The sequence below is a fragment of the Nocardia sp. NPDC051900 genome (assembly GCF_044452545.1).
Classification (GTDB): Bacteria; Actinomycetota; Actinomycetes; order Mycobacteriales; family Mycobacteriaceae; genus Nocardia; species Nocardia sichangensis.
The window spans coordinates 196,689-210,186 of the sequence record NZ_JBITBU010000001.1; the positions used below are offsets into that span (position 1 = coordinate 196,689).

The window sequence follows — 13,498 nt, forward strand, 5'->3', positions numbered from 1 at the left end:
CACCCTGATCGCTGACACGCAAAGCTGCTACCACACTTATCCAGTTATCGATATCGCGAATCACGGCATCGGCACTGCCGATGCCGCGACTCTGCTGTTGTTATCGCGGTGTATGCGGGCCGGTCAGCAAGCTGACAGCAGCGCGCGCACGCTTTCGTCGGCCAGACGGTCGGCGCGGTCACGTGATACCGCTGGCTCGACGTAGCCGATGTTGAGGGACAGCTCGTTGTGCGTCGCATTGGCGGTGGCCATGATGAAGCCGCTGACGGACATGCCGGAGACGAACTGCGCGCCCTCCAGCTGCCAGGAGCCGATCTTGGCCGGGAACGGGTAGTCGCCGAGGTAGGTCATACAGAGATGTCCCGGGCCGCGAGTGTCCATGAGTTTCACCGTGGACGCGCTGGCGGCCACCGACTTCGGCGCGGCCACCTTCAGCAGGTTCAACGCGGACAAGTGATCGCGCCGGTCCATCCGCGCACCGTACTCGCGCTCGATCTCTGTGGCGATCTCCCACAGCGAGGCCCACGGCGCGTACTTCGCCGGGGTGGCGATCATGCCCTGATAGGTGCCGACCTCGGTGTCGCCCGCGGCGCCGTCGAGATGGTCACGGAAGTTGACCGAGCTGCCGACGGTGTACCAGGCGGCCTTGTCGGTGCCTGCCTCCCTGGCCGCCGCGGTCAGCAGCGCGGCGGAGAGTGCGGCCTGCAGGCCGACGCCGTGGCGGGCGCAGCCCGCGGTGAGCGCCTCCAACTGGTCGCCGTCGAGGCTGCGGTGCACCACCCGGCTGCGCCGCTGTGCGGGCGGGGCGAGCCTGGTCGGCTCCAGCCTGCGCGGCTTGCGCAGCTGCGACTTCTGGTCGCGCAGGAAAGATCCCGCGGTGCGCAGCGCACCGCCCGCACCTTGGAAGCGCGGGGGGAACAGTTCTTCCGGGCCCGGCCGGACCGGCGCGGGCGAGAAGTCGCCCCCTTCCCCGGCGGCCACTTGGAGCACCTGCTTGGCCACCGACAACGCGCTCTCGCCGTCGGCGATGGCGTAGTGCAGCGTGACGATCAGCTCGTTGGTGCCGTCGGTCTCCTTGATCAGCACCGCCCTGGCCAGCGGGCCGGTGCGCCAGTCGAACGGCTCGCGCAGCTCCACCTCGTCGGCCTCGGTCAGCCAGTTCGTGCTGTCCTCGGATTCGATCACGCGCAGCGGGATCGGCGCTTGCACCGGCACGAAACGCGGTGCGGTGCCGTCCGGTTCGGCGGCGACGGCGACCCGCAAGAGCGGATGTCGGCGCTGTACTTCGTCCAAGCCCGCGCGAATCCGGTCGGCTTCGACGTGGCCACGAATGCGCACCCGCGACAGGATGTGCAGCGGTGCCAGCTGATCGGCGATCCAGTGCCAGCGCTCGACCGGCGAGAGCGGACGCGGCAGCCGCGCCGTCGGCCCGTCCGGCGCCGGGAACGACATCGGCTTGCCGAGTTCACGCAGGAAGAATTCGGTGGGCGCGTGGCGGAAGTAGGTGTCGCGCACCCGCACCAGGCGTGGGTCGGTGGTCTGCTCGATCTTCGCCAGCGAAGCCGATCCGTTCACGAACATGGCGGTGCGGGCGGCGCGCAACTTCTCGTAACGACGCAGGCCCGCGACCGGGTCCAGGGAGTTGCGCAGCACACTGGCCAGCACAACCGCGTCCTCGATCGCGGCGTTGGCGCCTTGGCCGAGGCTGGGCAGCATCGGGTGCGCCGCGTCGCCGAGCAGCGTCACCCGGCCGCGGCCCCACTGCGCCAGCGGCGGGCGGTCCTGAGCGGGCACGGCCAGGATCGCCGCTTCGTCGGTCTGCTCGATGCAGGCGCGCACCTCCGGCGCCCAGTCGGCGTACAAGCGCAGTAGGTCTTCCTTGCCGCCCTGCCAGTTGGCGGCCTCGTCGGCGGGGAGCGTCTTGGTGCCCCACCAGTACACCCGGCCGTGACCGATGTCGTGGATGCCGAAACGCATTCCGGTGCCCCAGAAGTGCGCCGACAATCCGCGCGCGACATTGGGGTGCTCGAACGGGATGCAGGCCAGCCAGCAGACGAAATCGCCGGGCCGCGGCTCGGCGCGACCGTGCAACTGGGCGCGCACCACCGAGTGGATACCGTCTGCGCCCACGAGCAGATCGCCCTCGGCGACCCGTCCGTCGGCGAACTCGACGCGCACGTGCTCGCCGTCGTCGACGAAGCGGGTGGCCTGCGCGCCGACGAAAGTCGGCGTGTCGCCGATCGCGCTCAGCAGCACGTCGTGCAGGTCGGTGCGGTGCAGCGCCACGGCGGGTGCGCCGAGCTGGGCGTCGAGCCGATGCACCGGGAGCACCCGGATCGGGCTGCCGTCGGGGTTGCAGAAACGGAAGGTCTCGACCCGGCCGCCGCGGTCGAGCAGCTGCTCGTCGATGCCGAGACCCAACGTGCGCAGTGCGTTGATTCCGTTGGCCTGCACGGAAAGTCCGAAGCCCTGGGCCCGCAGTTCCGGGCCCGCTTCGTATAGTTCGACGCCGAATCCCGCATGCCGCAGGGCGGCCGCGGTGGTGAGTCCTCCGATCCCTGCCCCGAGAACGACAACCTTGATCGGACTGCTCATCGAACCTGCACTCTCATCGAACCACTCGACGGCACAGGTGGTTCCCGCCGCGACGCGGCCCGCGGGCCACTCTGCCCGCGCGAAACCGTCCCGCTGAGCAGCACTGACCGAGGTCACTGCGTCGACCCCGACCAGGCAGGCAGCTAGGACGCCTGTGCCTGACCGTCCGGAAGCCTACCGCTACTCGGCGCGCAAGGCCGAGTTGAAGTGAGATTCACCGCATCGCGCGATTGTGAAACGGAAATGTGTTGCAATGAGGCATAATTCGCCCTCCACGCACCGCGTTCGCCCTCGAATCGGGCTCGTCGTCGGCTTCAGAGGTAGGACGTATCGTTCACCAGACGCACCGAAGACCCGCCGTCGAGATAGAACTCGGCTATCGAGAGCGACGCCAGATCCAGATGCAAGCGATACAGCAGCGACGGGCCGGCATCGAGGGCCAGCCGCAGCAGCGTCTTGATCGGGGTCACATGACTGACCACGACCACATTGGCGCCGGGGTACCGCTCGAGCAGGTCGCGCAGAGCCGCGTCCACCCGCGCGCGGACCTCCTCGAAGTTCTCCCCGCCGGGCGCGGCGACGGTGGGGTCACCGATCCAGCGGGCGTGTAGATCCGGGTCGCGTTGCGCGGCCTCCGCGAAGGTCAATCCCTCCCACGCGCCGAAGTCGGTCTCGATCAGCCCGTCGTGGATCTCGACCGGGACCCCGAGCGCGGCGGCGGCCGCCTCGGCGGTCTCCCTGGCCCGGCCGAGCGGAGAGCTGACCACCGCGGCGATGCCGCCTTTGGCGGCCAGCATTTTCGCGGCGCGCGCGGCCTGCTCGCGGCCCAGCGCGGTGAGCGGCGGATTGCCGCGACCGGAATAGCGGCGTTGCACCGACAACTCGGTTTGACCGTGGCGAAGCAGCAGCAAACGCGTGGGCCGACCCGTGGCACGGGTCCAGCCGGGACCGTGCTGCGCGGGCTTCGACTGCTCGGCGTTCGCTTCCCTGGCTTCGTCGATCCAGCTCGGCAGATCGCGCTCGGTGTCCGCGAGAGCCGGATCGGCGGCCTCCACCGACCGGGTGGAGGCGGCGTGAGCACGGCCCTCGTCCACGTCGGCTCCGGCGTCCATAGCCTCGTTCGCGAGCCGGTCGGCATGCGAGTTCTGCGCGCGCGGGATCCAGCGGTAACTCACCCGGGCGAACCCGGCCGCGATCCTGCGGGCCTGGTCGGCGAGCGGGATCAGGGCCGCGTGCTTGATCTTCCAGCGACCGGACATCTGCTCGACGACCAGCTTGGAATCCATCCGCACCACGACCGATTCGGCGCCCAGCTCCGCGGCCGCCGCCAACCCGGCGATCAGTCCGCGATATTCGGCGACGTTGTTGGTGGCGATGCCGAGGAACTCCCGGCGCTCGGCGAGCACCCGGACGTGATCGGCGTCGTAGACCACCGCGCCGTAGCCGGCCGGACCGGGATTGCCCCGCGAGCCGCCGTCGGCTTCGACGATCACCTCCGGGAAACTCATCGCACTTCCCGGTCAGTCGGTCGCGGCGAACTCACAGCCCCGATTCCCTGGTCCGGACCAGGATGGCGCCGCACTCCGGGCAGCGCACGACCACGTCGGGAGCGGTCTTGGCGATACGGGCGATCTCGCCGCGATCGAGTTCGATGCGGCACGCGCCGCAGCGACGCGCCTGCAACAGGGCGGCGCCGACACCGTGCTGTTCCCGCTGACGGTCGTAGATGGCCAGAAGTTCGCCGGGCAGCTTCGCGACCACGCCCGCGCGATCGGTTTCGCAGCGCGTCTGCGCCACGTCCAGGTCCGCGAGCGCCTCGTCCCGCTGTCGCCTGGCATCGCCGAGTTCCTCGTCGGTCTTGCTCAACCGCGCGCCCGCGTGCTCGTGGTCGGCGGCGGAGGCTTCGCGCCGCTCCATCACCTCGAGCAGCTCGTCCTCCAGCACGGAGCGGCGGCGCTCCAGACTGCCCAGCTCGTGCTGGATCTCCGAAAGCTGTTTGGCGTTCACGGTTCCCGCGGTGAGCAGACTCTTGTCCCGCTCCTCGCGCTTGCGCACCGCCTCGACCTCGCCCTCCAGCTTGCGGATGTCGCGGTCGAGATCGTCCAGCACGATCTCCACGGCCACCGCGGCGTCGGAGTGCGCGTTGCGCTCGGCCTCCAGCCGCGCCACCTCCTGCTGCTCGGGCAGCACGGTGCGGCGGTGCGCGATCCGGGTCAGTTCGGCGTCGACGGCGGCGAGCCGCAGCAGCTCGGCCTGGATCGGGGGTTCGACATTCAACGCGGACAAACTCCTGGACGGGGTGGACGGGACTGGTGTTCAACCGTACCCCGCCGGATCGGCGGACCGGCGTCAGCCGCCGACCGTGCGAGTTTTGATGGCGTCGCGGGAGATGTAGACGTCGTATTCGCCGGGCACCGCGATCACCGCGTTGCCGTAGGCGGAGCGCACGAACGGCTGGGTCCACCAGCGGCCGGCGCGCATGTCGGCGAAGAAGTCGCGGTCGCCGTCGTTGAGGAAGATCTGGTTCTGTTTGGTCGCGACGCCGTCCAGACGCTGACCGTACAGGCGGCTGATCCGGTAGCCGGAGTGAAAGCCCAGCGCGTTCACCCACGGCTCCAACTCGACGATGCCCGCTTGCAGTACCCACATGTCGCCTTCGACCCGATGGGTGAGACGCTGCTCGGGGTGGTCGTCGTCGCCGTACAGGGTGACATCGACGTCGAGCAGGTGTTCCTGTCCCGCCACCGGCTTGGCCACCACATGCGCCGCTTTGATCTCGCCGGTCAATCCGAGATAGGTCTGCAGCAGCGTCGCGATCCACAGCAGCACCGCGGCGACCAGCAACAGCGCGAGCCCGCCCGTTCCGCGTGCGAGCAGCGGCCGCATTCCCACCCGGCGCGCGGCGATCAGACCGGAGATGATCAGCGCTACACCGACGACCAGCAGCAGGATCAGCCCGATCTGCACGAGCCCGAAATCCACCGGGAAGTTCATGCGGTAGTTGTACCCCGCGCGAACTACTCGATTCACCCGAAACGCCCAACCCGTTCCGGCCCGGCGCGGACACGCCCCGACACGCCGTTGCCAGTTCGTCGCCGAGACAACGGGTTCGGACGCGGACGTGCGACGCTCAGCCGGGCGCGCGCACCGTCCACGGATCGGTGCGCAGCGTGGACACCCTGGTCTCCAAACCGGGAAGGGCGGTTCGCACGACCGCTTCCGCCTGCGCGCACCACGGGAATTCGGTCGCCCAGTGCGCGGCATCCACCAAGGCGGGGCCGCCCTTGCGCAGGTGCTCGTCGACCGGGTGATGGCGCAGGTCGGAGGTGAGATACACATCGACACCCAGCCCGCTGGCCCTGTTCAGGTAGGAGTCACCCGCGCCGCCACACACCGCGACCGTGTAGACGGTGCGATCCGGGTCGCCCGCGGCGCGTACGCCCCACGCGGTGGGCGGGAGGGCGCGGGCCACGCGATCGGTGAAGTCGCGCAAGGATTCCGGTCGCGGCAGGGTGCCGATCCGGCCGATGCCGAGCGACGACGGCAGCTGGGCGCGTTCGCCGATGTGATACACCGGGTCGTCACCGGGATGCGCGGCCCGCAGCGCGGCGAGCACGGCCGAGCGCGCGGCGGGCGGGGCGGCCACCTCGATCCGCTCCTCCTCGACGTACTGGAGTTCGGTCAGGGAGCCTTGTTCCGCGGCTTCGGGACGGAACTGGCCGGTCGCGGGCACACGCACCGCACGGTCGCAACAGTGCCCGCTCGCGCCAGCACCGGCGGCGAAGAGCGCGGCGAGCACCGCGTCGGTGTGTGTGCGCGGTACCTGGATCACCCAGTTGTCCACGGCTGCTTCGGGTTTGGAGTCCAGCGGGCCGGTCACGGTCAGGCCGATGGCCGCGGCGAGCGCGTCCGAGACGCCGGGATCGGCGGAGTCGGCGTTCGTGTGCGCGGTGAACAGCGCGCAGCCCGAACGGATCAGCCGATGCAGCAGCGCCCCTTTCGGCGTGCTCGCGGCGACGGTGTCGACGCCGCGCAGCAGCAACGGGTGGTGCACCACCAGCGCCTGCGCACGCCAGTCGATCGCCTCGTCGACGACCGCGGCGGTCGCGTCCACCGCGAACAGCACCCGGGTCAGCTCCTCGGCCGGGTCACCGCAGACCAGGCCGACCGAGTCCCACGGCTCGGCCAGCGCTGGCGGGTAGGCCGCGTCGAGCGCCCCGATGAGATCCGCGAGCGTGGTCATCGTCCACCTTCCTTCGCTTCGGTTCCGCACTGTGCGGCAGTGGATTCACCGCCGGGCGTGCCTGCGTGGCTGCGTGCGCTCGCCCGTCTCGTGCCGGTGATTCGCGTGGTCGGACGGTACGAAGGGCACAGTCCAGCGCCACGAACACCGCGTCCGTCGTGGTGAGTGGGCCGGACCCTTTGTTCGCCCGGATGCCCGGTGCGGCGACCACCATGCGGCGGACGTGGAGATCGGCAACCGGCCGCGAGACATCCGACAGGCGAAATCTCCGCCAGCCAGTGCGCCTGCGCGCGGGATCGGATCTTTGATCGGCGTGGCACGGCCGGAGCCTCGTACTCATCGGACATCCGCCGACCGGATCGCCGCGACCAGCCGGTCGACTTCCGCGGGGCCACGGACCGCGACGCGCAGGTGATCCGGGCCCAGGCCTGGGAAGGTGTCCGCGCGCCGGACCGCGATCCCCTCCGCGGCCAAATGTTTGCGCAGCAATTCACCGTCCGCCACGCGCAGCAGCAGGAACGGGCCTTCCGCCGGAGTGTGGACCGCCACGCCGAGGCCGCTCAGGCGCTCGATCATCGCGGCACGATGCACGGCGAGCGTTTCGGCGCGGCGCTGCGAGTCGGCCACGGCGGCCGGGCTCGCGGTCGCGGTGATCGCCTCCAGCTGCAGGGTGCCCAGCGGCCAGTGCGGTCGCCCGTGGCCGAGGCGCGCCAGCACCTCGGGCGCGCCGAGGAAGTAACCGCAGCGCAGCCCCGCCAGCGCCCACGTCTTGGTGAGGCTGCGCAGGACGAGCAGGTCGGGTGCGGGGTCGGCGGCGAGGGATTCCGGCTCACCGGCCACCGCGTCGGCGAAGGCCTCGTCTACCACGATGACGCGCCCTGGCCTGCGCAGGGCGCGGATGGCGGCGGCCGAGTGCAGTACCGAGGTCGGGTTGGTGGGGTTCCCGAGCACCACCAGATCGGCTCCGGCGGGCACCGCGGCGGAATCGAGCCGGTATGGCGGTTCGAGTACCACCCTGGTGACGGGAACGCCCGCTTCCCGGAGCGCGAGTTCGGGCTCGGTGAACGACGGATGCAACACCGCGGCCGACCGCGGCGCGAGGCGAGGCAGCATGGCGAAGCCTTCCGCCGCGCCGGCCAGCAGCAGCACCTCCCCGGGATCGCGGCCGTGCCGGGCCCCGATCGCGCGGCGAGCGGCTTCGGCGTCCTCGGCGCTGGGATAACGCCCCAGATCAGAGAGGCGCGCGGCCAACCGCCGCCGCAGCCATTCCGGCGGTGCGGCCCCCTGCACGTTCACCGCGAAATCGAGCATGCCCGGACGTACGTCCACGTCGCCGTGGTGGCGCAGTTTCGCTCGATCGACGGTGTCCTCGGCCACGAGACCACACCCTACGTGGCGGTGCCGGAGCGGGACCGGCCAGAATGGCAGGCGTGGGCCAGCTGCACGTCTCGTTCGTCTGTACCGGCAACATCTGCCGCTCTCCGATGGCGGAGAAGATCTTCGCCTCGCACCTGTACCGGGCCGGCCTGGCCAATCGGGTGCGGGTGAGCAGCGCGGGCACCGGTTCGTGGCACGTGGGCGACGACGCCGACCCGCGCACCAGCGCGACCCTGCGCAAATACGGGTACCCGACCGGCCACGTCGCCGCGGCGTTCGGCGCCGAGCACAGTGACGCGGACCTGGTGATCGCGCTGGACAGCTCGCACCAGCGCGACCTCGCCCGCCTGGGCATCCCGGCCGAGCGGCTGCGGTTGCTGCGCGCCTTCGACCCGGACGCCGACGGTCAGGACGTGGCCGATCCCTACTACGGCGACGCGGCGGACTTCGAACTCGTGCGCGCGCAGATCGAGGCCGCCGTCCCCGGCCTGCTCGACTGGGTGCGCGCCGAACTGGCCGCCGCCGAACCGCCCGACCCGCGCCTCGTCTCCGACGAGCGATCCTGATGCGCAGACTGACCTTCCTGCTTCGCCCCAGCTGGCTGATCCTGGCGGTGCTGGTCGCCGCGTTCGCCTACCTGTGCTTCACCGTGCTCGCGCCGTGGCAACTCGGCAAGAACACCGCCACGTCGCACCGCAACCAGTTGATCGCCGACTCGGTGAAGGCCGAGCCCGTCGATGTCACGACCGTGCTCTCCGGCGCGGGGAGCGAGCACACCGAGTGGCTGCGTGTCACCGCCTCCGGCAGTTATGTGCCGGACTCGACGGCGCTGGTGCGGCTGCGCCATCTCGACGGCGCTCCGGGGTACGCGGTGCTCGCGACGTTCCGGTTGGACGACGGGCGCGTGCTGCTCGTCGACCGCGGGCTGGTGGCGGCGGTCGACGGCACGCGCCCGCCGCAGATCCCCGAGCCCCCCGCCGGGCCACAGCGCATCGAGGCCAGGGTCCGGATGTCCGAAGGGGTCACGCCCGGCAAGGACCCGAGCGTCCAGGACGGCTATCGCCAGGTGTACTCCATCGACACCACCCAGGAGACGGCGGTCCTGCGACAGTCCCTGACCGCCGTTCCGACCGGCGGCGAGCGCGGCGGCTACCTGCAACTGAGTGAAAACCAACCGGGCGCGTTCACTCCGACGCCGCTCCCCCAGCTCGATGCGGGCCCCTATTTGTCCTATGGCCTGCAATGGCTGGCCTTCGGCATCATGGCTCCCCTCGGCCTCGGCTATTTCATTTACGCCGAGATCCGGGAACGAAGGAAGGAAAAGAGCTCCGCCGCAGAATCGCCCGAGGCCACGTCGGGCACCGAACCGGCCGGGTCCGAGCAGACTCCGTCGACGGCTCCCAGCGTGCCCGCCGCACCGACCACGGAAGCGCGCCTCGCCGACCGCTACGGCCGCGGCCGCGGTTGAACCCGGCATGGTCGCGGCCGGACTTGCTCGACGCGACGCCGGACGATTCGCACTACGGCTGAGCCGGGCCGAGCAGATCCCACCGGTTCCCAGCGATGTCCAGGAAGACCGCCACCTGCCCGTATGGCTCGCTCCGTGGCGCGCCGACGAACTCGACACCGCGCGAGACCATTCGGTCGTACGCCGACCGAAAGTCCTCGACCTGCAAGAAGAATCCGACGCGGCCCGCGACCTGCTGTCCGATCACCGCGGCTTGCCGCGCACCGTCGGCGCGGGCCAGCAATATGCCGGTTTCGGCGCCGGGTGGCCGCACGACCACCCACCGTTTCGGACGGCCGTCATTCGTGCGAGCCGCTGAGTCCTCGATCAGTTCGAATCCCAACGAGTCGACGAAGAAGTCGATCGCGGCGTCGTACTCCGCCACCACGATGGTCATGAGCCCGATTCGCACCCGCCGACCCTACGGGACAATCCGGATTCGCACGATCAGCGCCCTTAAGCCAGCCGATCGGAGGTTCCGCGCGGCGCCGACGTTGCGGCCGGTGACAGTCATCGCCCGGCGATCGCGAGCGGCCGCGGCGGCCGGTGCGCGGGCCGACCGCCCGCGGACTCCCGCCGTTCTCGGCTGCCCGGTGCGGCGGACGGCTCAACGCCTGATCGCGGCCACCCGCCGCGGCCAACCACTCAACGTCTGATCGCGGCCACCGCGGCGGCGATCACGGTGGCGGTGAGTTGCACCGCCTCCGAAAGGCGTACGGCGCGGCGCAAGTCGTGCACGGTCGGAGCTTGGCCGTCACCGAGCACCGGGCGAATCTCCACACCGTGCGGGTACTCGGTGCGGCCACCCAACCGGACGCCCAGCGCCCCGGCCATCGACGCTTCGACCACGCCCGCGTTGGGGCTGGGATGCCCGGCGGCGTCCCGGCGCCACGCGGCCAAGGCGGCAGCGGGCCTTCCGCCGATCGAGGGTGCGAGCACGGCGGTGAGCAAACCGGTGACGCGCGCCGGGATCAGGTTGGCCGCGTCGTCGACGCGCGCGGCGGCCCAGCCGAAATGCCGGTAGCGCTCGTTGCGGTAGCCGATCATCGCGTCCAGCGTGTTGACCGCACGATATCCGAGCAAACCCGGAACGCCCGCCACCGCTCCCCACACCATCGGGGCGACGGCCGCGTCGGAGGTGTTCTCGGCGATGGACTCCAGGGCTGCGCGGGCGAGACCGTCCTCGTCGAGCGCCTGCGGGTCGCGGCCGCACAGCGAGGGCAGCAGCGCGCGGGCGCCGTCGAGATCGCCCCTCGCCAGGCGATCGGCCATCCGGCGACCGGTTCGGGCCAGACTCCGGCCCCCCAGCACGGTCCAGGTCGCGGCGGCGGTCGCGACCACGCCGCCGCGGCGTACGGCCGCGCCGAGTCCGACCACCGCGCCGACGGCCAGCGCCTCGTGCACCAGCCCCGCGGCGCGCCGGTCGGCATAGGTCACCGACTCCAAAGCCGCCACCGCCGAACCGAATCCGGCCACCGGGTGCCACCGCCGCGGATCGCCGAACGTTCGATCGAGCGCGAACCCGAGCAGCAACCCGAGCGCGGTAGCGGTCCCCTTCTGCACTCGGCGACACTATCGGGCGGGCGGCGACCGTCCCGCACGGCCCGGCCGTGTCACACTCCGCGCCCCTGCGTCGTCGACCTGGTGAAGCATCCATAGACTCGCCCCGGCGGGGCCCGAACGACGAACGGCGAACAGACGTGACTTCCGAACAGCCTTCCCCCGAGCACCTCGATCAGGCCGAGCTGGCTCGGCGGTTCGAGGAGCACCGCCCGTATCTGCGCAGGCTCGCCTACAGCACACTGGGCAGTCTCAGCGACGCCGACGACGTCGTGCAGGAGGCCTGGCTGCGGTTGCAGCGCCAGTACGAGACGGGCGCCGCCGGAGCGATCGACAATTTGCGGGCTTGGCTGTCCACCGTCACCGGCAGGCTCGCCCTCGACCACCTCGGCTCCGCTCGCGTGCGCCGCGAACAGTACGTGGGCGAATGGCTGCCGGAGCCGGAGGTGACCAGCTGGGACGACCCCGCCGACCGGATCACCCAGGACGAGCGGGTCACCACCGCGCTGCTGGTCGTGCTCGAGTCGCTGTCGCCCGCCGAGCGCACCGCGTTCGTACTCCAGGACGTCTTCGGCATGAGCGGCCCCGAAGTCGCCGAAGTGGTCGGCCGCACCCCGGCCGCCGTCCGCCAGCTGGCTTCCCGCGCACGCAAACACGTCGAGGAGGGCACCCCGCGCTTTCCCGCCTCCCCCGACGAGCAGAAGAAGGTGGTGTCGGCCTTCGCGCTGGCGTGGCGTTCCGGCGACCTCGGCGCCCTGCTGGGCGTCCTCGACACGAACGTCAGCCTGACCGCGGACGGCGGCGGCAAGGTGCCCGCGATTCGGCAGCCCGTGCACGGCGCCGAGCTCGTGGCCAAGCTGCTGCTCGGCTGGTACCAAGTGGCGGGCGGCTGGGGCCGCGCGGTGCTGGTCAACGGCCAGCCCGGACTGGTGGTCTTCGACGGCACCCACACGGGCGTCTTCTCCTTCACCGTCGACGACGGTCGCATCGTCGCGATCGACGTGGTCCGCAACCCCGACAAGTTGCGCGACCTGCCCACCACCGGTGAGCCCGACTGGCACCTGGGCGGAAGCCGCACCGAGCGGGAGTAGTCAGCCCGCGACGCCGAGCGGCCGCGAGTATCCGTGCGCGGCCGCGACTTCGGCCGACAGCAGCCGCCCGGCGTCCGCGGTGAGCCCGTGCGCGAGATCGGGGTGCCGGGCGCATGCCTCCTGCCAGCCGAGTTCGGCGATCGCCCGCACGTAGGGCAAGGTCGCGTTGGTGAGCGCGATGGTCGAGGTGTGCGGCACCGCGCCCGGCATGTTGGCGACGCAGTAGAACAGCGAATCCGCCACCCGGAAGGTCGGATTCGCGTGCGTCGTCGGGTGTGCCGAGGCGAAGCAGCCGCCCTGGTCGATGGAGATGTCCACCAGCACCGCGCCGGGGCGCATACCGCCGACGAGCTCATCGGAGACCAGCTCCGGCGCACGCGCGCCGGGAACCAGCACCGCGCCGATCACCAGATCCGCCGACAACACCGCGCGCCGGACCTCCGTGGCGTTCGACGCGACGGTGGCGATCCGCCCGTCGAAGCGAGCGTCGAGTTCGCGCAACCGATGCAGGTTGGTGTCCAGCACGCTGACGCGCGCCCCCATGCCGACGGCGACCGCGGCCGCGTTCGACCCCGCGACGCCGCCGCCGAGCACCACCACTTCCGCCGGGCGCACGCCGGGGACGCCGCCGGGCAGCAGTCCCGCGCCACCGAGCGGCGCCATCAGGTGATACGCGCCGACCTGAGCGCCGAGCTTGCCCGCGATCTCGCTCATCGGAGCCAGCAGGGGTAGCGACCCGTCGGCGGCGCGCACCATCTCGTAGGCGATGGCGGTGATGCCCGAGCGCAACACGGCGTCGGTGCATTCGCGCGACGCCGCCAAGTGCAGGAAGGTGAACAACACCTGCCCACGGCGCATCCGCTGATACTCCTGCGCGATCGGCTCCTTCACCTTCAACACCAGGTCGGCGTCCCGCCACACCTGGTCGGCGTCGGGGACCAGGCGGGCCCCCACCGCGGCGTAGTCGGCGTCGGGAAATCCCGATCCGACGCCCGCGCCCGCCTGCACCAGCACGTCGTGTCCGTGCCCGGTCAGCTCCCCGGCGCCCGCCGGAGTCAGGGCTACCCGGAACTCTTGATCCTTGACCTCCTGTGGAACTCCGATCCTCATACCGCCATCGTGGCC

General features: G+C 71.0%; 12 protein-coding genes. 3 read left to right on the forward strand and 9 right to left on the reverse strand.

Translation table 11 applies throughout. The features are described from left to right. Positions 1-123: 123 nt before the first annotated feature. The 6 genes from ACIA5H_RS00885 to cobC form a co-directional block, all read right to left on the reverse strand. Positions 124-2,595: an FAD-dependent monooxygenase gene (locus tag ACIA5H_RS00885; protein ID WP_397072949.1), complete on the reverse strand. Its 2,472-nt coding sequence runs from the start codon at positions 2,593-2,595 to the stop codon at positions 124-126. A 314-nt stretch (positions 2,596-2,909) separates the two neighbouring features. Beyond that, complete coding sequence (locus tag ACIA5H_RS00890) at positions 2,910-4,103, reverse strand: bifunctional RNase H/acid phosphatase (protein WP_397072951.1); 1,194 nt, start codon at positions 4,101-4,103, stop codon at positions 2,910-2,912. A 31-nt stretch (positions 4,104-4,134) separates the two neighbouring features. Then, complete coding sequence (locus ACIA5H_RS00895; protein WP_356965065.1) at positions 4,135-4,872, reverse strand: C4-type zinc ribbon domain-containing protein; 738 nt, start codon at positions 4,870-4,872, stop codon at positions 4,135-4,137. A 72-nt stretch (positions 4,873-4,944) separates the two neighbouring features. After that, on the reverse strand, positions 4,945-5,589 hold the full coding sequence (locus ACIA5H_RS00900; protein ID WP_397072954.1) for a hypothetical protein: 645 nt from the start codon (positions 5,587-5,589) through the stop codon (positions 4,945-4,947). 136 nt (positions 5,590-5,725) lie between these two features. After that, positions 5,726-6,838 (reverse strand): Nif3-like dinuclear metal center hexameric protein, encoded by a 1,113-nt coding sequence (locus ACIA5H_RS00905; RefSeq protein WP_397072956.1) that lies wholly within the window; start codon positions 6,836-6,838, stop codon positions 5,726-5,728. A gap of 336 nt (positions 6,839-7,174) precedes the next feature. Next, on the reverse strand, positions 7,175-8,215 hold the full coding sequence (gene cobC, locus ACIA5H_RS00910) for an Rv2231c family pyridoxal phosphate-dependent protein CobC (RefSeq protein ID WP_379252986.1): 1,041 nt from the start codon (positions 8,213-8,215) through the stop codon (positions 7,175-7,177). Between the two features lie 44 nt (positions 8,216-8,259). On the opposite strand from cobC, the gene ACIA5H_RS00915 reads away from it, so the two are divergent. Both ACIA5H_RS00915 and ACIA5H_RS00920 read left to right on the forward strand, forming a co-directional pair. Then, entirely contained in the window at positions 8,260-8,781 is a 522-nt protein-coding gene (locus ACIA5H_RS00915) for a low molecular weight protein-tyrosine-phosphatase (protein WP_379252984.1), read from the forward strand. Then, positions 8,781-9,683 (forward strand): SURF1 family protein, encoded by a 903-nt coding sequence (locus ACIA5H_RS00920; protein WP_397072960.1) that lies wholly within the window; start codon positions 8,781-8,783, stop codon positions 9,681-9,683. The genes ACIA5H_RS00915 and ACIA5H_RS00920 overlap by 1 nt, the downstream gene beginning before the upstream one ends. Before the next feature lie 52 nt (positions 9,684-9,735). Here the strand turns inward: ACIA5H_RS00920 and ACIA5H_RS00925 are convergent, their stop codons facing one another. Further along, the gene (locus tag ACIA5H_RS00925; RefSeq protein ID WP_355072770.1) at positions 9,736-10,134 is read right to left on the reverse strand and encodes a VOC family protein; all 399 of its coding nucleotides are present in this window, start codon (positions 10,132-10,134) and stop codon (positions 9,736-9,738) included. A 233-nt stretch (positions 10,135-10,367) separates the two neighbouring features. Beyond that, positions 10,368-11,285, reverse strand: coding sequence for a cobalamin biosynthesis protein (locus tag ACIA5H_RS00930; protein ID WP_397072964.1), 918 nt, complete (start codon positions 11,283-11,285; stop codon positions 10,368-10,370). 137 nt (positions 11,286-11,422) lie between these two features. Between ACIA5H_RS00930 and sigJ the strand changes: the two genes are divergently transcribed. After that, positions 11,423-12,373, forward strand: a complete 951-nt coding sequence (gene sigJ / locus ACIA5H_RS00935) for an RNA polymerase sigma factor SigJ (protein WP_379252981.1) — start codon at positions 11,423-11,425, stop codon at positions 12,371-12,373. On the opposite strand, the gene ald is transcribed toward sigJ, so the two are convergent. Further along, positions 12,374-13,483, reverse strand: a complete 1,110-nt coding sequence (gene ald, locus ACIA5H_RS00940; RefSeq protein WP_355072765.1) for an alanine dehydrogenase — start codon at positions 13,481-13,483, stop codon at positions 12,374-12,376. Between the last annotated feature and the right edge of the window lie 15 nt (positions 13,484-13,498).